15 protein-coding genes are annotated in these 24,146 nt (G+C 62.4%); 3 read left to right on the top strand and 12 right to left on the bottom strand.

The genetic code is table 11. The annotated features are described in order from the left end of the window. Positions 1 to 4: 4 nt before the first annotated feature. The 8 genes from FTO74_RS06290 to FTO74_RS06255 form a co-directional block, all read right to left on the bottom strand. Entirely contained in the window at positions 5 to 1,642 is a 1,638-nt protein-coding gene (locus FTO74_RS06290) for a glycosyl hydrolase family 65 protein (RefSeq protein ID WP_162537378.1), read from the bottom strand. Positions 1,643 to 1,869: 227 nt separating this feature from the next. Further along, complete coding sequence (locus FTO74_RS06285) at positions 1,870 to 2,646, bottom strand: aldolase/citrate lyase family protein (protein ID WP_162537377.1); 777 nt, start codon at positions 2,644 to 2,646, stop codon at positions 1,870 to 1,872. Continuing rightward, positions 2,643 to 4,202: a sodium:solute symporter gene (locus tag FTO74_RS06280; protein WP_162537376.1), complete on the bottom strand. Its 1,560-nt coding sequence runs from the start codon at positions 4,200 to 4,202 to the stop codon at positions 2,643 to 2,645. Before FTO74_RS06280 ends, FTO74_RS06285 begins: the two co-directional genes overlap by 4 nt. Continuing rightward, the gene (gene pdxA, locus FTO74_RS06275; protein ID WP_162537375.1) at positions 4,203 to 5,174 is read right to left on the bottom strand and encodes a 4-hydroxythreonine-4-phosphate dehydrogenase PdxA; all 972 of its coding nucleotides are present in this window, start codon (positions 5,172 to 5,174) and stop codon (positions 4,203 to 4,205) included. Next, positions 5,161 to 6,282: a four-carbon acid sugar kinase family protein gene (locus FTO74_RS06270; protein WP_255462615.1), complete on the bottom strand. Its 1,122-nt coding sequence runs from the start codon at positions 6,280 to 6,282 to the stop codon at positions 5,161 to 5,163. The genes pdxA and FTO74_RS06270 overlap by 14 nt, the downstream gene beginning before the upstream one ends. Before the next feature lie 2 nt (positions 6,283 to 6,284). Next, a complete protein-coding gene (locus FTO74_RS06265; protein ID WP_162537372.1) occupies positions 6,285 to 7,547 on the bottom strand; it encodes an alpha/beta fold hydrolase in 1,263 nt (420 codons plus the stop codon). Beyond that, entirely contained in the window at positions 7,544 to 8,842 is a 1,299-nt protein-coding gene (locus tag FTO74_RS06260) for an acetylxylan esterase (RefSeq protein WP_162537371.1), read from the bottom strand. Before FTO74_RS06260 ends, FTO74_RS06265 begins: the two co-directional genes overlap by 4 nt. Then, on the bottom strand, positions 8,839 to 11,325 hold the full coding sequence (locus FTO74_RS06255) for an alpha-L-rhamnosidase C-terminal domain-containing protein (RefSeq protein ID WP_162537370.1): 2,487 nt from the start codon (positions 11,323 to 11,325) through the stop codon (positions 8,839 to 8,841). The genes FTO74_RS06260 and FTO74_RS06255 overlap by 4 nt, the downstream gene beginning before the upstream one ends. 110 nt (positions 11,326 to 11,435) lie before the next feature. Between FTO74_RS06255 and FTO74_RS06250 the strand changes: the two genes are divergently transcribed. After that, entirely contained in the window at positions 11,436 to 12,722 is a 1,287-nt protein-coding gene (locus tag FTO74_RS06250; protein ID WP_162537369.1) for a glycoside hydrolase family 28 protein, read from the top strand. Positions 12,723 to 12,837: 115 nt separating this feature from the next. On the opposite strand, the gene FTO74_RS06245 is transcribed toward FTO74_RS06250, so the two are convergent. After that, positions 12,838 to 14,217, bottom strand: coding sequence for an alpha-L-fucosidase (locus FTO74_RS06245; RefSeq protein ID WP_255462534.1), 1,380 nt, complete (start codon positions 14,215 to 14,217; stop codon positions 12,838 to 12,840). A gap of 192 nt (positions 14,218 to 14,409) precedes the next feature. Between FTO74_RS06245 and FTO74_RS06240 the strand changes: the two genes are divergently transcribed. Continuing rightward, the gene (locus tag FTO74_RS06240) at positions 14,410 to 16,359 is read left to right on the top strand and encodes a hypothetical protein (RefSeq protein WP_162537367.1); all 1,950 of its coding nucleotides are present in this window, start codon (positions 14,410 to 14,412) and stop codon (positions 16,357 to 16,359) included. A gap of 11 nt (positions 16,360 to 16,370) precedes the next feature. Next, the gene (locus tag FTO74_RS06235) at positions 16,371 to 17,465 is read left to right on the top strand and encodes a sialidase family protein (protein ID WP_255462533.1); all 1,095 of its coding nucleotides are present in this window, start codon (positions 16,371 to 16,373) and stop codon (positions 17,463 to 17,465) included. A 45-nt stretch (positions 17,466 to 17,510) separates the two neighbouring features. Here the strand turns inward: FTO74_RS06235 and FTO74_RS06230 are convergent, their stop codons facing one another. From FTO74_RS06230 to FTO74_RS06220, 3 genes are all read right to left on the bottom strand, one after another. Beyond that, positions 17,511 to 18,536: a hypothetical protein gene (locus FTO74_RS06230; protein ID WP_255462532.1), complete on the bottom strand. Its 1,026-nt coding sequence runs from the start codon at positions 18,534 to 18,536 to the stop codon at positions 17,511 to 17,513. A gap of 165 nt (positions 18,537 to 18,701) precedes the next feature. Beyond that, positions 18,702 to 22,235 carry a TonB-dependent receptor gene (locus tag FTO74_RS06225; RefSeq protein ID WP_162537366.1) on the bottom strand — a complete coding sequence of 1,178 codons (3,534 nt, stop codon included), beginning with the start codon at positions 22,233 to 22,235 and terminating at the stop codon, positions 18,702 to 18,704. Between the two features lie 228 nt (positions 22,236 to 22,463). After that, positions 22,464 to 24,107, bottom strand: a complete 1,644-nt coding sequence (locus FTO74_RS06220; protein WP_162537365.1) for an alpha-L-fucosidase — start codon at positions 24,105 to 24,107, stop codon at positions 22,464 to 22,466. Positions 24,108 to 24,146 lie beyond the last annotated feature (39 nt).

Raw genomic sequence — 24,146 nt, 5'->3', positions numbered from 1 at the left:
ATCTTTAGCGCAGGGCCGCTTCTAGCGGGCCAAGGGTCTTGCGTGAGGCGGCTTTTTTGCCGTCGATGAGGAGGGTCAGGCCCTTGCCCCGGTGGTAGCGTTTGCCGGTCTCGTCCCACAGGATGGTGAGCGTGTGGCCGTGGTATGGCAGGGCGTCGATGGCGAAGTAACTCCACTGCCCCGGCGGCAGCAGCGGGTGCAGGACGATCTGGTTATCGGCGCGCGGGCGCAGGCCGATGAGGCCAGTGATGAGCGGGTCCACGAAGCCGGAGTGGTTGTAGTAGTTGCCGCGGCCCACCTGCTTGTTCTTGGCGATGAGCATGTTCTTGGCGATCCACTCGCCGGTGTCGGCGTCGTAGTCCTCGTCGATCCAGTCGATGGTGTGGCCGCTCGCCAGCGTCTGGTGCTGGGCCAGCACGTAACGCGAGAAGAGCTTGTAGTAGTCCGCCGGGCCGAGGACGAAAGAGCCGGGCAGGTTCTCATAAGCCGCCAGCGCCAGCAGGGTCTGGGTCATGGCAAAGGGCCACGCGGGGCCGTTCCAGGTGCACTGGTCGGAGCTGGCGAAGCGGAAGCGCGGGCTGCGGCGCTCGGCGGTAGTGGCCCCGTAGCGGCCGTCGAAGCCCTGGGGATCGAAGAGCTGCTTCCAGGCAATGGCGTGGCTGACGGGCGGGATGTCGAAGAGCCAGGGGTTGTAGCCGATCTGCTCACGGACGCCGGAGAGCTGCATCTGGGTGCCGGGGTCGATGAACTTCTTCTGCTTGCGGATGCCGGAGTCGGCGGCGGGCGAGACCACCTCGTAGAACTGGTCCTTGGGGTTCCAGAGACGGGTTTCGATGAGGTTGCGGAGGGTGTCGGCCTTCTGGTTGAAGGCGGTGGCCGTGGCCGTGTCGTTAGCAGCGGCGGCGATGGCAGCGATGGCGCGGGCGTCGCCGTACATATAGGAGTTGAGGGTGGGGCGGTAGCCGTCGCCGGAGATGCTCTTCTCCATCGCATCGCGGGTGTCGATGGACCAGAAGAGGCCGTTCGCATCCTGCTGGGTCGTCTCCCACGCCTTGTAGTAGGTCTTGAGCGCGGGCAGAAGCGTTGTGCCCAGGGCGGCGTTACCATTGGCCAGCGTCAGGTCGCGGACGGCCGAGGCCATGGCGGCGCTGTACTTTCGGGTATCGGAGTCGGGCACCGAGAACCAGTAGCGGGCGTCATCTTCGGCGATGGCGGAAGTGTGGAGCCAGCGGGCCTCGCCGAGGTGGAAGGGCACGGCGTCGTTCAGCGCGCCGTAGCTGCCGTCCTTGAAGTCGGGCTTGGGCAGCCACTCGGTGACGACGTAGCCCTTCGAGGTCTTGACCAGGTGTTTCTTCCAGGCGTACCAGCGGAAGTAGTACATCTCCTCGAAGTGCTTGTCGGAGGCGTCGAACCAGGGGATCTCGCGCTGCATCCAGGGCCATGTGGACTCGCCGCCCTCGCCCTCGTAGAGCTTGCCGGTGGCCTCGCGCTCCTGGTCGTGGAAGAGGTCGACGTAGTGGGCGTAGTCCGCTGGATGGAGGACGGTCTGGGCACCGGCAGACGGGGCACCGGCAGGCAAGGCCAGAGCCAGCGGGAGGATCGTCAGCCAGCTTCGAGTTGCGTGCTTGCGTGAGGTCTTCATTCGTCTGCCACTATACCCGGCTGGATGTGGAGGTATCAATCATGTTTTGAAAGTTAAATGATGAAGTTGAAGGAGAAAGGGACGGGACGGCTGCAGAAAGGAGTCCCGCAGCGGCTTAAAGCCGCAATGCGGAAGGATGGTGGATGGCACGACTGAAGCCGTGTCCTTAAATTCCCTGCCCCGGCGTTCAAGCTGCAAGCCTCGTTCGCCGGGGTGTTGAGTCTATCTCAAGCCTGTGCCAACAGAGCGCGGGCCTCTTCGAGAGCCAGCCCCGCGCCGCGCTTCAGGCAGGCGATGTCGTTGGTGCAGAAGAGCAGGTCGATGTTCTGGTCGAGCCAGAACTTGAAGTCCGCCGGAGCACAGGCCGAGGCGATGAGCTTGTTGTTCGCGCGCGCGGCCTGAACGATCTTTGTGCAGGCTTCGCGGACGACCGGGTGGTTGGTCTGCGAGGGATAGCCCATGCTCGCGGCCAGGTCGGCGGGGCCGACGAAGAGATCGACATCCGGCGTCGCGGCCAGTTGGCTCAGCTCCGACATCGCATCGGTGTGCTCGATCTGAGCCATCAGGCACAACTCTCGGTTGACGCTCTGCTGGGTCTCGTTGACGCTGTTGTTGACGCCGTAGTTGACCGCGCGGGAGACGCTGAAGTAGCCCCGGTGGCCGTCGGGAGCGAAGCGGGCATACTGGCGGATCTCGCCCATCTGGGCCGAGGTGTTGACCATGGGGACGTCGATGATATCGGGTGCGCACTCGGCGGCCTTGAGGACGTTCTCGCGGCGGGAGTCGGGGATGCGGATCATGGTGAGCATCCCGGTGCCGGCAGCCATGCGGCAGAGGTCGGCCGCCTCGGCGAAGGTGATGGGCGCGTGCTCCATCTCGATCCAGATGGCCTGGTATCCGAGGTGAGCGGCGATCTCAAGGAAGATGGGATCGTAGAAGTAGAGTGCCGCTCCAAGTAGCGTCTTGCCACCATTCAGTTCAACTGCCTTGCGCAACCGATTCATCCGTTACTCCGTTGTGTGTTGAGGGTTGGGTGTTGTGGGTGTGAGCGGCGCTGGGCCAGCCAATCCCATAGGGTCGCGCCGGAGGCTTCGCTGGCGGGCAGCGCGAGCGAGGCGAGATAGCCGACGACGAAGAGCAGAATGTTGCCGATGGCTCCGATGGTGAACTCGTGCCAGGGGTAGTTGTACTGGTGGAGGTTCCAGGTGTGGCCGTGGTTCATGGTGAGGGTCGCCCAGGTGGTGAAGACCAGGTTGACCACGATGCCGATGAGCCCGGCGGCACGGCCTGCTTTGCGGACCAGAAAGGCCAGTAGAAACAGCCCGGCTAGTCCGCCCGCGACCACAGCCGTGATGAGGTAGTAGAGAGCCAGTGCCGAGCCCTGGCTGTTCGAGAGACGCAGCGCCACCGCGATGGCCAGCAGACCCGAGACCGCCACTGCGACCTTGCCGACGCGTAGTCGCTGGCGGTCGGTGCGGCCCGGAAGCAGGTAGCCGTAGAAGTCCTCGACGACGATGACCGCGAGACAGTTGAGGTCGGAGGCCAGCATCGACATGGCCGCGCCGAAGAGAGCCGCCATGAAGAGGCCGGCGACGCCGGGCGGCATCTGCGTGACCATGAAGTGCGGGAAGATCTGGTCGGGCTTGGTGATGGACTTGGGCAGGTGCTCGCCGGTGATGCGGTAGAAGGCCCAGAGCAGGCTGCCGATGAACATGAACGCCGTCCACACCGGCAGGCAGAGCATCGCGCCCATGCCGATGCCGCGCAGGGCGGCGCGGTCGGTGGTAGCGGCGAGGTAGCGCTGCACGACCGTTTGGTCGGCGGTGTACTTTTGCAGGTAGAAGAAGAGGCCGTAGATCGCCATCGTCCAGAAGGTCTGGGTGTGGAGATCGAAGCTCATGCTGCCGAGGCTGGTCTTGTGGTTCGCCGCGATCAGGTGCAGCACCTCGCCCGTGTGGACGCGGGGCGAGAAGAGCAGCAGACCGATGGAGACGGCGACGCCGCTCCAGAGGACGAATCCCTGGATCACGTCGGTCCAGATAACGGCTTCGAGGCCTCCGATCAGCGTGTAGAAGATGGTGATGATGCCGAGGACGATGATGACCTTCGTGAGACTCCAGCCGGTGATGCCGCCGACCGAGAGCGCCAGCAGGTAGAAGACGAAGCCCATCTTCGAGAAGTGGCCCATGGCGAAGGCGAAGGACGAGTACATGCGCACGCCGGAGCCGAAGCGCTTGCCAAAGTACTCGTAGACGCTCATGGCGACGACCTGGCGGAAGAACGGGACGACCACGACGCCGATGCCCGCGATGACAAGGACGAACATGATGCCCGGCACCAGCAGCGACCAGTTGCCCGCGTAGGCCGCGCCCGGATAGGCGATGAAGGTGACACTGGTGATGATCGTCGCCAAGAGCGACATGCCGATCGCCCAGCCGGGGATGGAGCGCTCGGCGAGGAAGTACTGGTCGGTAGTACGCTGACGTCGCGAGACGCGCATACCGATGCCGACCAGCACAGCCATGTAGAGACCGATGACGATCTCATCGAGAAGGTGCATCTATTGAGCCCCCTTCAGGCTCAGCTTGCCTGCCGCCATGCGCGCCGCCATGCGCATCGCCGCCTGCATGTTGCGGCAGTCGGCCTTGTCCTGGCCCGCGATGTCGAAGGCCGTGCCGTGATCGACGGAGGTGCGGATGATGGGGATGCCGAGCGAGATGTTGATGGTCTTCTCGTAGTCGATGAGCTTCATGGGGATGTGGCCCTGGTCGTGGTACATGGCCACGATCAGGTCGAAGCCGCCGCGCACGCCCTTGAGGAAGATGGCGTCGGGCGAGTGCGGGCCGGTGACGTCGAAGCCCAGCTTCTGCGCGGCTTCCACCGCCGGGGCGATGATCTCCGAGTCCTGATGGCCGAATAGGTTGTGCTCGCCCGCGTGCGGGTTCAGGCCGCAGACGCCGATGCGCGCAGGGCGTCCGAGCATGAGGCGCATGGCCTCGGCTCCAAGCTCAATGGTGCGGATGATGCGGCCCTGCTCGAGCTTGCAGGCCTGCTCGAGCGCGATGTGCGTCGAGACGTGGACGGTGGAGAGCCTCTCGCTGGCGAGCAACATGCGCGACTCGGTGGCGCCGCAGATCTCGGCGATGAACTCGGTGTGGCCCGAGAAGATCTGGCCGGACATGGTGACGGCCTCTTTGTTGAGCGGCGCGGTGACCATGGCGTCGGCCTCGTCCGCAAGGCACATGAGCGTGGCGCGACGGACGTAGTCGATAGCGGCCAGGCCGTAGTCGGCCGAGAGCTGGCCGTGCTGGATGGGCTTGGCAGGGTCGAGGTTGCTGGCTTCGACGAGGCGTACGCGCGGGTCCAGCGACTTGCGGAACTCAGGGTCGATGGCCTCGAGGGCAACCGGGTCGGCGATGACGATCCACTCGGCGATGCCGAGCAGGTCGCGGTCGGCCAGGGCCTTGAGGGTGATCTCCGCGCCTACTCCGGCAGGGTCTCCGATGGTGAGAGCGATTTTAGGCAGACTCATACAACCTCCGTTCACAGAACTCAAATGCGTGTACGAGCGACTCGGGATTGCCGAAGCCGCCGGATTTGGTGATGACGATGCAGCCCGCAGCCATGCCGCCCGCGATGATGCCCCAGGGGATGCCGCGGGCGATCTCGCCTGCAAGCAGGATGCTCGAAGCGCTGAGCGCACGCAGGACGAACGCTGCGGTATCGCCGCCGGTGAGGATCAGCGCGGAGACCGGCGAGAAAGAAAACGTCTCTCGAATTGCAGCCTCGGGCGTGACGGCGCAGTCGATGATGTGGGTCTCGTGCGCGGCTCCGTCGAGGCGCGCTACCTGACTCAGAGTGACCGGGTGCGGCGTGCCCGCGAAGAGCACGGTTCTTCCCGGCTTGGCTGTAATGGCCTGTGCGATGGAAGATGCGTTGGCCTTCGGCAGCTCATCCGCCAGCGCGTGCGCCAGACCGGCAGAGCCAGCCCAGAGGATCGGCTGATCCAAATGCAGAGCGGCTGCGGCCAGATCGTGCAGGTGCTGCTGCGTCCTTGCGGCGCAGAGAAGGATGTCGGTGTTGTTGGCGATGGCAGCGGAGATATCGTCCGCAAGCTGCTGCCTTGGAGAATCATCGGCCAGCACGTCGATACTGATTTCTTTTTCGTGAGCGAAGAGGTCACGCAGGGCGATGGTCGAGTCCTGACCACTGAAGTCGCTCACGCGCAGGACGCCAGCATGTACGGTGCGGCCAGCCTCGGGGAACGCCGGAGCGACCAAGGCGATGCTGGCACTGGAGGAACGAAGCGCTGCAATAACCTCAGTACCCAAGTGACCGCGGGCCGCGGAGTCCACCTTCTTGAAGAAGAGGCTTCCCTCGTGCGGCAGCTTCGCCATGCTCTCGGTCAGGCGCTCTGCGGCCTCATGCATCGGCAGGTTACGCGACTCGGTAGTGAACGACCACACCTCATCTTCACCGCTTGAGCTATCGAAGCTCGTCAGATCGAGAACGACCCGCACCTGTCTTCCCGAACTGAGGAAGGCAACGCCACTGTCGCAGGCGCCGGTCAGGTCATCGGCCAGGATGATGACTCTGGGCGTATCGACCTGCTGCTGCGGAATGGATGGGGCGTTCTTCATCGTCACTTGCTGCTTCCTTCGTTGTTTGCCTGTGCCAGCGCGGCCTTCACCCAGTTTGCGTAGACGAACTCGCTCTTGCGCTCCTGCCACTTTTCCATGCTGAGCACGTCGGTCTGTTCGTGGGTCATCAACGGCACATCGCCGTCGATGGACTGGATGCCCGCGTCGCGGTCTTCGCGGCCCGAACTCTTACCTAGAGGGTAGCCGACCTTCGCGGCCCATGCGCGAATGGAGATGATCGGCAGTTGATTGATGGTGCTCTCGGGCCAGTTGGGGAAGCGGAGATTGTTGCCCAGCCACTTGGCTGACGGGCGGGCGATCCAGCCGGGACGGTGGCTCGCGCCGGGGTCGAAGAGGGTCTCGAATACTCCCTTCGAGCCACCGTTAAGTGCGATGACGCGCTGCCGCATAGCGTCGAAGAAGTCCTGCTCATGGTGCGGGATATCGACCACCGTGTCGTTGGTGCCGTTGAGGATGAACGTGGTGCCGCGACGGGCGTTCATGGTGTAGAGAACAGCCGGGCGATCGCCGAGGAAGCTGAGCGCCTTGTACGGGCCGGACTGGCACATGACCGCGTGGCTAGCATCCCAGTAGCCGCCGGGGCCGTCGAGATCGCCGCCGCCGGTGAGCAGCAGCGCGTGAATACGCGGGTCCGCCGCACCCGCCAGCGCGGAGATAAACGACCCCATCGAGAAGCCCATGACGGCGATGCGGTGGGCGTCCACATCAGGGCGCTGCGAAAGGTACGAGACGGCCTGCATGACGTCGGTGACCATGAGGCCGCCCATGCGCGCGGGCATGGTGGGGACGTCGATGATCTTGTCATGCTCGCTGGTGCCGTACTTATGGTCGTCGTTGCGCTCGCCCTCGCCGATGGGGTCGTAGGTGAGAACGACAGCCCCGGCGCGGGCGTAGAGGACTCCGGTGTAGTAGGCATACCAACTCGACTTATCGCCACCGTGGCCGTTGACGACGATGATGGCGGGCTGCCTGCCCTTAGGCTTGGTGGCCGGTGCATAGATGACGGCTGGAATGCGCAGGCCGTACTCGGAGCGGTAGGAGACGCGCTCGGCGACGATGCCCGGGGCTGGCGTGAAGGTGCCGTAAGACTCGGGCTGCACGGCGGGCAGGGGGTTGGGGATGAAGAGGGCTTGGCGCATCTGGGTGCGCCACTGGTTGACCTGCTTCTTGCTGGCCACCTGCGCGGGCGCGGCGATGGCGACTCCGAGCAACAGCAATGCGGTGATGCGTGTCGAGAGAGTCATGGACGAGTCAGCCTTCTGAAATGAATGTCGAGGAAGTTAAGGTACTGGTCCCAGTCAAAGGCTGTCACGTCGTGAATGCCGGAGCGGACGTGGTAGGCGACGTTCGCTGCCGGAGAGTTGATCGGCTGGTCTACGGGCGGCATAGTGTCGGTGGGCAGGCCGTGGCGGCCTAGCAGTTGATAGACGCGGCTGGCGCTGACGGAGGAGAGGAACTCACCTTTGGGGTCGGACCATTCGTCGCCGACCGCGCTGGCGACGTAGAGCGGGCGAGGCGCGATGAGAGAGAGCAGCAGGTTGCCGTCGGCTGGGATCTCTTGGTCGTGGCCGACCCAGCGGGCGTAGTTGGGGCAGAACCAGTAGGGGAAGGAGTGCTGGAGGTGATAGACGGACTCGCCGAGGCCGCGGCGCTGGATGGACTGGCCGCCCTTGCCGGACTCGGTGGAGAGAACAGCGGCGATGCGCGGGTCCTGCGCGGCGGCCCAGTCGGCGACCTTGGCCAGACGGCTGTGGCCGGTGACGGCGATTCTCTTCGCATCGACCTGCTTGTCGGTCTCGAGGTAGTCGATGGCGCGGCTCAGACCCCAGGCCCACGCACCGATCGCGCCCCAGGAATCGGGGGCGTTCGATGGAGCAAAGAGCTGGCGGATGCTGTACTGGCTGGCATCCTTGAAGTCAGGCTCGAGGTCTCCGTAATAGATCGTGGCCAAGCCGTAGCCTCGGCTCAGGACCTTCTCGACCTGCCACTCCTCTGTCTGGCTGCCGCGTGTCTTTTCATCAGGGGCTACTTGCTGGAGCACCAGCGAGGGCTTCGGCTTGACCCAGATTTTGGTGGGCTGGATGCCGGGGTCGTTTACCACCGTCTGATTGCCGCCGAAGTTCAGCCCAAGCACCACGGGCACTCTTCCCTTTGCACGTGCGGGCAGATAGAGCAACATGCGCATTTTCGGGCCGTCTGCGCCTTTGGTGGTGAAGTAGAGGTCGATCTGCTTGCGGATCGCTAAACCGCCGAGTGCGTGTGGGTCGGTCTCGATTAGCTTGGCTCGCAGAGGGACTTTGGCGTTCGCCGGAGTGACGCCGAAGACGTTTTCTTCGAAGAGATGGACGATCTCGGGGCGGCGCTGCTGCCACCATGCGGCTGCGGTATTCACGGGCTTACCATCGGCGGCAGTGAGCGGGTCGAGCAGCGTGTACGGAGGGATCTTCGCCTCATCGTAGTTGTAGCCGGGGATGTGCTGGGCCAATGCAGGGGCTACCAGAACGGCTAGAAGCGCGGCGCAGACGGGCAGAAGTCTCACTTGGCCCTTCCCTTCTGCGTGAAGGTGAACTCACCTGCATGTTGCAGCGTGATAACGGAGCGGGTGCCGTCCTCGGCTGCAACGGCCTTCACGGCTCGGCCGTTCTGGAGGATCGTTCCCTGCCCCGAAGCAAAGGGCAGGATGAGCTTTGCGACCGTCGCGGGCGGGATCGACACCTTGATGGAACCTGCATCGGCAGCGACGCGGATGAGGCCGCGCGGCGTCGGCTCCGCGCCGTGTGCCCACGCGAGGCCCGCGAGATCGGGGCGGATGGTCACCGCTCGGAAGCCCGCCGCCGTGGGCTGGATGCCGAGGATCTGCTGCATGAGCCACGCCGTGGGGCCGCTGGCCCAGCCGTGGGCGAGGCTGGTGTAGTAACCGCGCTTGCCGTCGGCTTCGAGGTAGGCGTGGAAGTTCTGCTTGGGCCAGCGCGGGTCGTAGGCCTCCCAGAAGCTGGTTGCACCCTCGGCGATCATGCCGCCCCAGTACTGGCGCATCCAGGTGAGCGCGTCGGAGCGGTGATCGAGGCGGGCCATCGCGTCGAGCATGTAGAAGCCGTAGTACGGGGTGACGACGGTTTTAGGACCGACTGGCGCGGTCACATGCGAGAGAACGCCGGTCCAGATGGCCTGCTGCTGCGTGGGCGTCGCCGCGCCCGCGACCACCGCCATCGCGTTCGACTGCCAGCGGTTGCCGAAGGTGTTTGTTGCTGGATCGAGAAGCTTCTGTTGCGCTGCTAAGCGTAGATGCTCGGCTTTGGCTCGGTAGGCCGATGCGTTCTCAGGATCGCCGATCTCGGCAAGCAGGTACGCTGCCTCCTGATAGGCGAGGTAGAACTCCATGTGCGTGGCGATGCGGGCGTCGGGCGTGTCGGCGCTGAAGCCGTCGGACCAGTCGACGAAGACCTTGTGCTTCTGTGGATTGGCGAAGACACCGTCGGCATCAAGCTCGGCGTCCATCACGCGCAGCAGCTCGAGCATCTGCGGGTGAACGCTGCGCAGGTAGGCCAGGTCGCCGCTGTGCCGGTAGAAGTCGGCCTGGCCGGTGATCCAGAGGGCGGAGTAGCCCGCGATGGTGTTGACGTCGCGGGTGACGGGCGAGTCGCCGATGACCTCCGTCATGGTCTGCTCCATCAGCTCGCGGTTGGCGAAGACGCTGCTGATGACGCGGCCGGTGACGTCGAGGTCGCCCATCCAGCGGCCACGGTCGCGCTTGGGCGCGTCCCAGATGCCCTCCTGCATACAGAGGTGGGCGGTGTAGGCGCCGGTCTCCCAGATGCGGTTGAGGAGCGGGTCCGAAGACTCGAAGGAGCCGAGGTAATCGACCGGAAAGGCAATGCCCTGCGCGTCGATGCGGCTCCATTGGGAAGCTGTGCCCGCGGGGAAGGTCAGGCGCACGTAGCGGAAGGCGCTCTTAGGGCCGAAGGCTTCGCCGTGGGGAGGGACGGTGACGCTGCGGACGCCGAGGTAGGCGTGGCCCATAGCCTCTTCGGCGGACTCGCCGTAGCTGGTCTCGACCGTGACGGGAACGTCGGAGGAGGAGACCAAGCGGAGGCGACCGCTGATCTCTTTGCCGAAGTCGAGCGTGAGCGCGGGGGCCGTTGCGCTGGGAGATACCGTGAACTCGCCTCTGGATAGCAGGCCGTCGGTGTGGGCAAGGCTCTCTGGCTGAACCACGTCGCGGACGCTTGTGACGGAGGCGTCAAAGGTCCGCATAGCGGGACCGATGCCAGCGTAACCGGGCCACTCGTAGAGACCCGCGTCGGCGTTCCACTGGAGGAAGTCGCTACGGCTGCCCAGGGGACCGAGGCTCTGCACGAGGGGCCACCCGGAGTCGTCGAACAACGGTGCGGACCATTCGCCGTGGGCCTCGAGCGAGCTGCGCCATGAGGCATCGGAGATCAGCAGCGGCGGCGCGTCCGCGGCGATGCCCGCGGGGACGATCTTGGCCGCCAGCACCTCGCCGTAGGTGACCTGATTGATGACCGGACCGGCCCCGGTGTGCAGCGAGCTGTGGCCGCGCACCTCTTCGATGGCCAGCACGTTTTCGCCCGGGTGCAGCGCGGCAGCGACCTCCGCGTGCATGACGTGGAAGCCCTTGCCGAGTCCCGCATCGGCGAACTCGAGGACCTTCGTGCCGTTCAAAAAAACTGTGGCGGAGCGGGGACCGGCGATGTAGAGCGTCGCCTGCTGGGGGAGCGTATCTACGCGGAAATGTGTCCGAAAATAATGGGGAGCGGTCTTGTCGTCCTGTCCACGAACCTTGGCCTGATAGGCCGGATCGAGTGCGGCGGCATCGTTTTTGGTCCAGATGAACTGCTCCCGCAGAGTGGTGGCAGGCGGCATGTGGAGCGAGGTGCGGTCGCGGGCGGGATCGAGGGATTGAGCGGCTGCCGAGGCTGCGAACGCGACACAGCACAGCAGCGCCGGGGCGGCTAAACTCCGCCTCTTCCGTTCCCTTCCCCCTTTTCCCAGCACTGACACCACGTCACCCCGGTTCTTTACGATAAGGAGATTGACTTCTATTCCCGCCAGGGCACAGTATATGCACACAACTGAAAGTTAGCGAACTGTTTTGAAAGAGACGGAAACTCATGGGAAATCTGTATACATCGGTCTGGGCGAAGAGCGTCCTGAACCTGGGTGCGGCGGTGGTCGTCTCCGCGGGGCTTGCCTCCTCGGTGCAGGCGAAGATGATGACCTGCGACGCACATGCGTTTGGCGCTAAGGGCGATGGTAAGACCAAGGATACGGCAGCTCTGCAACGGGCGATTGACCAGTGCGCAAAGAAATCGGGCGGGGTGGTTCATCTGGGCAGCGGCACGTATGTCTCGGCTCCGCTCGACCTGAAGAGCCATGTTCATCTGCAACTCGATAAGGACGCCACGCTACTGGGCTCGCCGGACCGGGAGGACTACCCGATCCGCGAGGATGCCAAATGGCGCAAGGTCTCGCTGATCCATGCCGATCATGCGGTGGATATCGGGATTACCGGTGAAGGTACGGTAGATGGCAATGGGCATGTGTGGTGGGAGGCCAAGGCCGAAGACCACAAACGCGGTGCGCCTGAGGCTCCGCGTCCGCTGTTGATCGACATTACCAACTCGAAGCAGATTTTGATTGAGGGCGTCACGATCCAGAACTCGCCGCAGTACAACATCACGACGTTCTGGTGCGACGGGTTGACGGTGCGGAATGTGAAGATCCTGAACCCGGGCCGGACCGCTCCGAACACCGATGGGATCGATCCTGTGTCGACCAGCCATGTGCTGATCGAGCACGACCTGATCGACACGGGTGACGACAACATCGCCATCAAGTCCGGGCTGGTGGAGCGTGGTGATCCCAATGTTCCCAGCACGGATATCGTGGTCCGCGACTGCATTCTGCGCAATGGGCACGGGCTTTCGATTGGAAGTGAAGTTGCCGGTGGCGTGAGGAATGTGACGGTGGAACGCGTCACCTTTGCGGGGACGCGACAGGGGATACGGATCAAATCGGCTCGCGGGCGCGGCAACGATGTGGGCAACTTCGTCTATCGCGATATCACGATGGAAGACGTGGAGACGCCCATCGAGATCACCAACTACTACACCGGGCTGGTGAAGAACGATCCCGGCCAGCCGGTGACCGAGCACACGCCGCGGTTCCATGACATCACGATTGAAAATGTAACCGCAACAGGAGCAAAACGCGCGGGCGTCATCATGGGACTGCCGGAGAGCCCGATCAAAAACGTGGTGCTGAAGAACGTGCATTTGACCGCCGCTACCGGCATGACGATGCAGTACGCGCAGGTGAGTCAGGATGGGTTGGTGATTACTCCTGCGAGTGGCGATGCGCTCACCAAAGGGCCGGGCTTAACGATCAACGGTAAGTAAAGCGCACTTCATAACGAAGGTTCTCCCGTTGGTCGGAATTGAGATGCTTGCTTCCGACCAACGGGAGACCTCAGAAGACCACTTCCCCATGCCGCCCCGAAACCTCACGAAGTGCTTAGCTGCTGATCCCCACCTTGTAACGCTGCCACATGGGGCGGATCAGGTGGTGGTCGACGACTGGCGGTCTGTCGCACTCGACCTCAATGACAGTGACAGGATCGTCCGGTGCCGTTGCAGGCAGGCCGGTAAGGCACAGGTGGATATCATCCTGTGTAAACTGCACGGGCTCGCCGGTTTTGAGCAGGCGCGCCGAGAGCGCCTTGGCCTTGACGCCGCCGACTGAGACTACCGTGCCGGGCTGGTAGTACGTGAGCCACTCGGCTGCGGGGGTTCCGCCCGGCCAGAAGTAGACGTGGATGTAAAGCGTGTTGCCCTTGCGGGTGAAGTTGTCATAGTTGCCGAAGCTGACGGATGCGCCGCCATCGGTGCCGTAGATGGCCTTGCCGTTGACGTCGAGCCACTGGCCCACGCGCTCGAGGACGCGAACAGACTCCTCCGGCACCGAGCCGTCTGGCTTAGGTCCGATGTTCAGCAGGTAGTTGCCGCCCTGCTGCGCGCAGATCGTCAGGTCGTTCACGATGCGCGTGGGCGACTTCCACTCGGTGTCGTTTTTCTGGTAGCCCCAGCCGAGATTCATGGTGTCGCAGGACTCCCACGCGCGCTGTGCGGCCTCGATCTTGTGCTCCGGCGTGGAGAAGTCGCCAGCCAGGCCGTTGCGGTTGTTGACGATGATCTCGGGCTGCAGATCGAAGACCATCTGGTTCATCTTCTCGGCCTCCCACTGCGCGCTGGTCAGCGGCTTGTCGACGTCGTACCAGAGGATGTCGATCTTGCCGTAGTTCGTCAGCAGCTCGCGGATGAGACCGTGGGTGTAGGCGACGAAGCGCTTGCGGGCCTCCTCGTCCGTCTCGCATTTGGCTCCGTCGGGGTGGTGCCAGTCCATCAGCGAGTAGTAGAAGCCGACGCGCAGCCCCTCTGCGCGGGCGGCATCGACGAACTCGCGGACGAGGTCACGACCCGGCCCCTGCTTCATGGCGTTGTAGTCGGTGAGCTTGGTGTCCCAGAGGCAGAAGCCCTCGTGGTGCTTGGTGGTGAGCACCATGTACTTCTGCCCGGCGCGCTTGGCCAGGCGTGCCCACTCGCGAGCGGCTCCGGGCTTGGGCTTGAAGTGCCTGGCCAGAATTTCATATTGCGGAATGGGAACGCCCTCGGACTCGAGCACCCACTCCTGGTGCCCGATGATGCTGTAGAGCCCCCAGTGAATGAACATGCCGAACTTAGCCTCCCGCCACCAGGCCAGGCGACGGGCGCGGGAGGCGCGCTGCTCGGGCGTCTCGTGGGCGGGGTCGGTCTGCTTGCCGGTGGGCGCGGCCCCGGCCTCCTGGGCCATGGCGGCTGCGGGAGCCAGGGCGGCGCTGGCTCCGATTCCGAGCATAAACTTTCGACGTGAAATAGAATCGTGCAACATATGAAAACTCCTGAGTGGTTCGACCACTGGATACTAGCAGAGGAGAGCGTCTCAATTCACCATGATCTTGCCTGAGCTATTCCGCCTTGACAGCGTTCCCTGCACGCTCCGCATAATGGGGCCAACTCAACCGTACGGCCAATCTTCGAGGGTTTAGAAATGTTTCCAGATCGCGCGCTTCCACTGCGCCGAGGCCTTGGGGCTGCGGCAGCCACTCTCTGCCTGATGCTCCTGCCCGCTGTTTCTTCGCGCATGATGGCTCAAGAAGCTGTATCTCTGCCCTCTGCCGCAACCTCGACCCAGGCCGTGGCGCAGGAGTTCTCCTTCGCCTCCGATGGGCCCACCGGGCCGGGCTGGTCGCGGCCGGACGAGATCGCGCGGGCCTACTTTCACGAACAGCTTCCCCTTCTCTTTCAGCGTACGATCCGGCTCGACGGCGATGTGCCCGGTCATGGAAAGCTGCAGTGGATCTTTACCGGGCCGCACGCGGGCTTCACGGTGGAGCTGACCGGCTCGAAGGTGCGACTGGTGCAGCGTTTCTACAACTCCACCGCGTTCTATAGCGGCCAGGGCAGCTCTCCCGACAAGATAGTTCACGACGAGGAGCAGCAGTACACCGGACATGCGCGCACCCTTACGGTTGTCATGGATTCGCATCTCTCCTTGCGGGTTCTGCTCAATGGGCGCGTTCTCCTTACGCAGCCGTGCGTCTTCGATGTCACGCGCCATCAGTTGATGTTCACCGCTCCGCGAACGGAACACCTCGTAGTGGCAGGAGCTCTGTTCGCGGAGTCTACCCAACAGGCTTCGGTGACCGTAACTCCGCAACAACGGCACCAGACCATGATCGGCTTCGGTGGCAGCCCGAGTATTCCGGCCTATGAGCAACTGAGTGATGCAGGCAAGAAGCAGTACTGGGAGCTATTGCAACGCTATAACCTGCTGCTCGATCGTGAGTACCCGATGGGCACGCAGTTGAAGCCCGACCTGTCGAACTTCGATCACCTGAGCGACGCGACACCGCACTACTACGGCGATAACTTCCCCAACGGCGAGGTGTCGAGCTTCGAGTACAGCAAACATGCGCTGGCGCTGGGCGGCGAGGTGATCTACGAGATGTGGGCGCTACCAAAGTGGGCCACTAAGCCCTACTCCGGCCCGCCGGTGCTCGACGCATGGAACAAGTCGATCAAGATCACCGCCAACCCGGAGGAGTATGCGCGCATTGTCGTGGAGTACTGCCGACGGGCCAAGGAGCGGACGGGTTCCGCGCCTGCCATCGTGGGGATACAGAACGAGGTCGAGCAGCCGACCGAGGTCTTCAACCAAATGGCGCTGACGCTGCGGCGCGAGTTGGACAAGGCAGGCTTTCAATCGACGAAGATCCACATGGCCGATGCGAGTTATCTCTACTTCGGCATCGACCGCGCCCATGCACTGAAGCAGCAGAACCCGGCGGGCTGGGCCGCAATCGACTACACCGCCGCGCACGAGTACGACTATCAGGAGTACTTCGCCAACCCCGATCTGTACGACGCGCGCATGTTGGCCATGCACGATGCCAGCGAGGGCAAGCCCTTTATCGCGACCGAGATCTGCCTCAACGATCCGCACTATCAGGAGCCGTCGTATCGTATCTCGTTCAACGTGGCGCAGCTCTACCAGAAGAACCTGACCGAGTTGGATGCTGTATCGCTGATGTACTGCTGGCTGCTGCTCGATGTGGAGCAGCCAAACTTCGGCGCGTCGCGCTCGCTGCTGGTTCCGGACAGGAGCCACGGCAACGTGCCGGTGGCCTCCAGCTATCAACTGCGCGTGCTTGGGGCCTTTAGCCGCCATGTGCTGAAGGGCATGACGCGCGTGGAGGCGAAGAGCTCAAACCCGGACCTGATGACGGCTGCGTTCGAGCAGGGCGATAGGGCCAGCATGATCGTGATGAACCGCTCGACCGAGGCACAGCGATTGGATGTGCAGTGGGTGGGGCACAACTGGGTTCAGATGGAGCGCACCAGCTTCTACGCCGAGAACGAGACCACGACTTCCCTGCCTAAGGAAGTTATTGTCCAGCCCGGCGAGATCGTTACCCTCTCCACCTTTGCGGTCAACTGAAAGGAATCTCTGTGAACGTTGCACTCAAACTATCTCTGGCTGCGGTGATGGTCTCCACGGCTTACGCGCAAACCAAGCCTGCGGGCGAGTTCATCTTCGAAGTCGGCTCTACTTCGTTTCCAGAGAGCCATGCCTCGACCATCGTGGCGCTGAAGAACGGCGAGCTGATGGCGGCGTGGTTTGGCGGCACCAAGGAGCGCAATCCGGATGTGGCCATCTGGGGCTCGCGGCGAGTAAACGGCAAGTGGACTGCGCCGGTGGAGCTTGAGCGGGAGAAGAATGTGCCCTCGTGGAACCCGGTTCTGTTTCACACGCTGGATGGGCGGCTGTGGCTCTACTACAAGGTGGGGCCTTCGCCTGGGGAGTGGTCGGCGGGGCGCAAGTATAGCGATGATGAGGGCAAGACGTGGTCGAGCGATGAGCGTCTGCCTGCGGGGCTGCTGGGACCGATCCGGGCCAAGCCGCTGGTGCTCGAGGATGGAACGATTGTGAGTGGAACATCGTTCGAGGCGCATGAAACATGGGCCGCGTGGATCGAGCGCAGCACCGATGGAGGTAAGACGTGGGCCAAGATCGGGCCGATTGATATCTCGCGGGAGTTAGATAAGGCGGAGCCTCCGGCTGCCGATCCGCCCGCGGGCGCTCCGGGCTGGGAAGCCGATAAAGGGCCGCGCAAGTTCGAGGGGATCATTCAGCCGTCGGTAATCTCGCTTGGAGGCAAGCATCTGCGGCTGTATGCGCGGTCGCGAAGTCTGGCTTCGAAGATCGCGGTGGCGGACTCGATGGATAATGGGCTGACGTGGACGCAGGCGCGGTTTATCGACGTGCCGAATAACAACTCGGGGATTGATGCAGTAACTCTGAAGGATGGGCGGGTGGTGTTGATCTACAACAACACGACCGTGGGACGGACTCCTTTGAATCTCGCCGTGAGCAGGGATGGCGAGCACTTCAAGATGTTTGCCACGCTGGAAGATACGGTTGGCCAGTACTCTTATCCGGCGCTGATCCAGGGGCCGGATGGGAGCCTGGAGATGACGTATACGTGGAAACGAAAGACGATCAAGTACGTGCATCTGCCACTTTCGGCAGTGCCACAACCTTGATGATTACGGGTGCCCTTAGGGGCACCCGTAATAGCGATGAGCCTTTTAGAAGTGCATGATGAGAAGCCCATAGCCGACGCCGGCTACGTCTGCGGTGTGGGCGACCTGGAAGGCCGCGAACTTGCCGTCGGTGGAGACAACGGGATTTGAGGCCTTCCATCCGGCGTAGTCGTTGAAGTGGGTGAGGCGCACGAAGTCTTTTCCGGTGCCGTCCAGCTTGAGCTTGTAGAGGTCGATGTTGTGCGAGCCACGGCGTCCGCCGTCCTGGTCCTCGTGGCGGTCACCTTCGACGAAGGTGTACTTACCGTCGGGGAAGATGCCCTCGCACTCGTTATAGGTCTCCTTGGACTGCGTGAAATCCACCGTCTTGCCCGTGGTCAGGTCGATTCCGTGTACGGTGGCGTACTCGTCGGCGTTGGGCTTCACGTTGCTGTGCTGGTAGCAGGTGAAGGTCATCTTCTTATCGTTGTCGTAGAAGTCCTGCGCCTCGAGATCGCACATCTCGGTGTGGCTCTCGTAGACCACCTTGCGGTTGGTGAGCTTCGGCGTGGGGCCGGAGAGATCGACGTCCGCTACGACCAGCCGCGAGTTGCCCTTACCCAGCTCGGGAAACTGCGCGGGCAGCTCCGAGAAGGAGATCTTCAGACTGTGCTTTGAAAGTGCCGCGCCCTCACTGAGCTTGACGCCAAAGGGCACCGGCTTCGAACCGGGCTTCTGGCTCAGATACCACAGCTCGTTGTCGCGCGTGCGGCTGGTGATAATGTCGGTGAACTTGCGCGCACCGATGAGGATGTAATCCCCGTTCGACAGGTGCATGATGCGGAGAAAGGCCGCGCCCGGAACGTTACAGGTAAGGCAGCGGATGGTGCGCGTCGCCAGATCCAGCACGAAGGCGTCGCCAAAGCTCTTGTCCATAAAGGCAATGCGTTTGTTGTCCGGCGAGATGTCGGCGCGCTCGCCGAAGTGGGTCAGGATCTCGATGTTCTTCGGTAGTGCATCGAGCGGGTTGGATGTTTTCTGCTGCGCGTAGAGCGGCAGGGCGGCGAGTAGACAGATTGCGAGAATTTTCAAGGTTTTAGCCTCCGGAATCTTCACTAGAATGGTCTCCTTTTCATACCAATGTTGGAGACCGGATTCTACGTCGTGAAATAGACAAGCGGCAAGGTTTCCTGCAAAAAAAGATATGGCCGCCGGGGAGGCTCCGGCGGCCAGAAGAAGATCGAATGCAATTTCAAATTAGAAGGTAACGCGTCCGGAGAACTCCATCTGGCGCATATCACCCGCGGTGGAGGCGTAGCCGAAGTTCGACTGGTTGGTCGCCGTGGACGAAGAGAAGGTGGAGTTGATGGAGTTGATGTTGGGGTGGTTGAAGACGTTGAAGGCCTCGGCGCGGATCTGCACTTTTACGCGGTCCGTGACGGGAAAGTCCTTGTTGACGGCGGCGGCGAAGCTGACCTCTTTGGGTCCGCGCAGGACGCCGGGCTCGGAGTTGCCGAAGGTGCCGTAGGCGGGCAGCGCGAAGGAGGTGTAGCTGTAGAGCGGGGCCTGTCCGAGCGCCTTCTTGCCGCTGCCTCCATTGCGGATGAGCGGAGCGATCTGGTTCGGACGATTGGCCAGACCGGCCGTGGTGGAGCTGAGGCCGACCGGAGTAGTGAAGCCGCTCTGCACCGTGATGAGGCCGGAGGTGCCGAAACCGGAGAGGATCTCCCGCGCCAGCAGGTGGCTGGAGTGACGGAAGAACGGCAGCTCGTAGACATAGGCGCTGGTGAAGACGTGGGTGCGGTCGTAGCTGGGACGCCCGTAGTCTCCGGCCGGGTTGCGAGGATTCTGGAAGCCGATGTTGGAGTCGAAGCCATAGGCCAGGTTGCCCTGGGCGCTCTGGTTCTGGTTGCCCAGAGCCTTCGAGTAGGTGTAGGCGGAGTTTAGCTGGAGATCGGCCAGGCGGTAGACGAAGCCGGTCTGAAGGCCGTGGTAGTTGGACTGCCCAATGGAGACGCCGGTAGTGATACCGGAGTAGCCAGGATAGGGACGATCGAAGTTAGTGTTGATAGTTCCAGTGTTGATGCAGGGGTCGAAGAGCCACTTGCTGGACGGCACGACGGTAGGGCCGCTGGCCGCGCAGGCAGCGGAGTTGGCGCTGGTGGTGTTGATGGCGAAGTTACGATCGACCGAGTTCGAGAAGATGTGATCGGCCTTGTCGCCCGCATAGGTGATGTTGAGGATGCCGTGGGGAACGATCTCGTCTTCGACGCTGAAAGACCAGTTTTGCAGCATGGCCGGGCGATAGGTGCTGTCGATCGCGGAGAGAGACTGCAGGCCGGGTGCGCTTGCAGTGCCTCCCGCAGGGCTGCTGAACTGCGCATAGGAGAAGGTAGGCGTGGAGACGTAGGGCGAGTTGCTGAGCAGGTTCGATGTCTGGAACATGCCGACCTGAGCGTAGCCCAGGCCGTATCCACCGTGGATCGACATAGTGCCCTTGCTATTGACGCGATAGGCAAAGCCCACGCGTGGAGCAAAGAGATTCTTCTTGGGCGTGGTGAAGCCGCACGGCGTGCCGTTCTGGCAGGCGGTGACGACGCCGTTGGTGAGGTAGTTGGCAATGCCGCCGGAGGGAGTCAGCGGCTGGTTGGAGGAGTTCACGATGAACTGTCCACTGGTTGGATTGATGGCTGGAGCCTGCGACACGACAAAGGCCCCGGCGTTGAAGTTGGTGATGTCGTTGCCCTCCTTGGTGGTGGGCGAGTAGAAGCTGTAGCGGACGCCGTAGTTGAGCGTGAGGCGAGAGGTGACCTTCCAGTCGTCCTGCGCGTAGAGCTCGAACCAGTGTTGATGGAAGACGCCCGCACGCTGCACATTGGACTGCGAATAAGAAGAAGCCATGCCGAGGAGGAAGTCGGCTGCCGTGTCACCCGTGGTCTGGGCACCGCCGCTGAAGGAGAAGTTGCCCATCGAGAAGGCGGAGGCGTTGGAACGCAGGATGTTCCACATATAAAGACCGCCGACCTGAATGACGTGAGGACCTTTGGCGAGGGTCAGGTCGTCGGAGAAGACGCCGTCTCCGCTCTTTGAGAAGTTGGGCTGGACGCCGACGCCAAGCCAGCTCCAGAAACCGCCGATGGAGACGGCGGGAAGACGGGTATCGCCGTTGTTGAAGGCCTGTTGGATGAGGCTGCCCGGAATGTTGTAGTTGCCGGTGGGAAAGAGCGATACCTTCTGATCGGTGTAAGCGATGCCCGCCGTGTTGATGATGTTGGGAGTGATGTTGTAGTTCCAGCGCACGAGCATATTGAGCGCGGGCGTGTAGACACCGGCTCCGGGATTGGGAGCGGGGTCGTTGTAGTTGCGCGCGGGGCGGATGTTGTTGACCTCCTCGTGCATGTAGCGCAGCGTGATGAGGTGGCTGTCTCCGATGTGATGGTCTATTCGATAGATCGTGTCGTTTTGACTATCCAGTTCGGGGTTGGTGTTGATGTAGTTAGCAAAACTGGTGTTGTTGTTTTGAGAAAGATTCGGCAGCGGCATGAAGGTGTTGCTGGGGTTGATGAAGTAGGCCGAGGCTGCGTCGAAACAGTTCGGGTTTACTTGATTGGTGACTCCAAAGGAGTCCTTGGTGATGCAGTTGGCGGCGGTGAGATGACGTGCGGCTAGCAGATTCTGGCACTGCGGGCCGCAGAAGAGAAAGTGATCGCTGAGCGTGGCCGAGGTGCAGCCCGAAGCGATAGCGTTGGCGGAGTTAGCGCCCGAGAGTGTGCAGACCGGGGCGTCGTGGCTGAGGCTAAGATCGCCGCCGCGGATGGCGGGCGTGAACTCGGAGCGGCTGTTGAGAACCGAAGCGTAGTGGTTGGTCTTGAACTCGGCTCCGGTGAAAAAGAAGGTCTTGTTCTTGCCGGTGTTGTAGACCTTCGGGATATAGATGGGACCGCCGAAGGAGAAGCCGAAGATATTGAGGTGCAGGCTGGAGTTGGTGGCAGGAACACCGCTGATGGCATAGGGGCGGGCAACCGCGAAGCTGTTGTTACGGATGTACTCGTAGCCGGAGCCGTGGAAGTCGTGCGTGCCCTGCTTGGTCTCGATCAGCACCTGGCCCGAGCCCGCGAAGCCGTACTTGGCGCTGTAGGAGTTCTTGAGGATGCGCATCTCATTGATGGCGTCGATGGACGGGGTAATGTTGATGTTGACGAGCGAGGTGGGCGTCATATTGTAGACGCCGTCGATGGTGTAAGTCGTCTCCTCGGAGGAGGCTCCGCCGATGATGAGGTCGGTCTGTCCGAGATAGCCCGCGTTCACCTGCTGGTTGGTGCCGTTTACGCTGCTGACACCGGGAACGAGCGTGGCCAGCTGCTGGAAGTTGCGGCCATTGAGCATGAGGTTCGAGACCTCTTTGGCTGAGATGGTTCCGCCGCTCTCAGCCGACTCGGTCTGTACGGCGAGCGTGTCGGCCTGCACGGTGATCTTGCTGTCGACCGCGCCGACGGAGAGCTTGATGTCCTGACCGCGCCGCTGGCCGGGGTCGAGGTGGATGTCGGTCACCGACGTCTGCTGGAAGCCGGACTTCGAGACCGAGACGGTGTACTCGCCATCGGAGAGATTCTGCACCGCGTAGGAACCGCTGCCGGTCGAAGTAGCGGTCGAGGCCTGGTGCGTGTTCTGGTTGGTAACGGTGACCTGCGCGCCGGGCACAACGGCGCCGGTGGAATCGGTGACAGTTCCGGCGATGGCGCCGGCATTGGTGTTCTGCGCCTGCAGAGAGACGCAGGAGAACAAGAACACAAGGAGAGTGGACAGGAGCAACTTACGCTTCATGGGACGTGCCTCCGAAAGAAAACATCACGTCCGAAAGGCCGTGGCCTTTCGGACTGATCTGATTGCGGGAGCCAACCTAAGGAGCGCAAGGCTCACTGTCAATACGGAATGAAGAGGAATCGCCCAATTTATGAAAGAACTTGTTTTCGCGGATGATTCTCGAGTTTCAGTTCCGCGCAATGGAACACTTGCAGATCAGTGGCTCCGAGGGCACTGCGTCAAGATGCGGAAGACATAAGCGATATCGCCTGCGGGCTGCGTATCGGGAAGCGTAAGGTGAAGGCCGTCAATCTCCTGCGTAAAGGGGATGGGATTAGGCGAGCCAATGAGCTGCACCGAGCAGACCGGAGCGGGCAGATAGGGATTGGCGCGGAAGAGCGTGTGCAGGATGAGCGAGTGCGTCGTCGACCATCCCAACTCGGTGGCGTAGAGGATCTTGCCGTCGTGCGAGGTGGTGTAGCGGATGTCCTGCGGAGTGTAATCCTGAATGTCCTTGTTCTTCTCGGTGGAGTTTTTAGGCGCTTTGGTAGGGCCTTCGCCAAAGACCGTAAACGGCCGCGAGGCATAGATGGCCTCGCCGTTGACGCTCAGCCAGTCGCCCATCTGGAGCAGGATGGCACGGGCCTGCTCGGGGATGGTGCCGTCGGATTTGGGGCCGACGTTGAGCAACAGGTTGCCGTTCTTAGAGACAGTATCGACGAGTTGATGGATGAGCGACTTTGCCGTGCGGTACTCGTCATTCTCCACGTATCCCCACGAATGAACCGAGATGGAGGTGTCCGTCTGCCAAGGCAGAAGGCGCAGTTGATCGAGCTTTCCGCGCTCGATATCGAGCGTTGCGACATTGGCAGGCATGGACTCTCCCTTGTAAGTCAGGATTGGCTGCTGGTTCCGCTTAGCGGCACTATCGTAGTAATAAGCGGCAAACTCCTGAAGAAACGGCTTGTACGCGGGTTGAGCAATCCACCAGTCGAAGTAAATGAAGTCGGGATGGTACTTATCGACCAGCTCGGTGGAGCGGGCGAGCCAGTTGTCGAGCCAGGCCTGGCTGGGCGGGAGCCACTTCTCCAGATGCGATGGATCGGGCTCCTTCTCGTCGTCCACGGTGCCATCGGGACCGGGCATGTTCATCGTCGCGGCGGGACCGTATAGCTCGGCGGTGAGCGGCGTCTGGTCGCGTACGTCGGAGGCGAAGGAGCGGCCACGGCCATACCACCACCAGTGCTCGGCCGTGTGGGAGGAGACACCGAAGTTCAACCCTTTGGCCCGCGTGGCGGCAGCCAGTTCGCCTACGACGTCGCGGTGCGGCCCCATCAGGCTGGCGTTCCAAGGCGTCATGTCGGAGTTGTACATGGCAAAGCCGTCGCAGTGCTCGGCCACGGGCACAATGTAGCGCGCACCTGCGCGAGCGAAGAGATCAACCCAGGCCTTGGCGTCGAACTTCTCCGCCTTGAACTGCGGAATGAAGTCCTTATAGCCGAACTTCGTCAGCGGGCCGTAGGTGGCTACCTGATGCTCGTTGGCCGGATTGCCGGGCACGTAGATGTTGCGGGAGTACCACTCGTTTCCGAATGCCGGAACGGAGTAGACGCCCCAGTGCAGGAAGATGCCGAACTTGTCGTCGCGGAACCAGTCCCCTGCCTTGTACCTGGCGAGAGAGTCCCAGTTGCCGTGGAAGGGCGCGTCGCGGTTCGAATCGGCCACCTCTGCATGGACGCGAGCAACCTGGCGGGCGATGTTAGCCTGGCTCTGCTCAGGGGTAGGAAGAGCAGTCTGGGCGAGCAACGCGAGGGGCGCTGCGCAGGGGACGAGGGCGGCGAGACGGATGATAGATTTCACGGCGACACAATAGCAGAGGGCGGGGTAGTTTGATAGGCA

Source organism: Granulicella sp. WH15 (assembly GCF_009914315.1).
Taxonomy (GTDB): Bacteria; Acidobacteriota; Terriglobia; order Terriglobales; family Acidobacteriaceae; genus Edaphobacter.
Note: the sequence above shows the minus strand (reverse complement) of the source record. Positions and strands in the feature narration are given on the sequence as shown.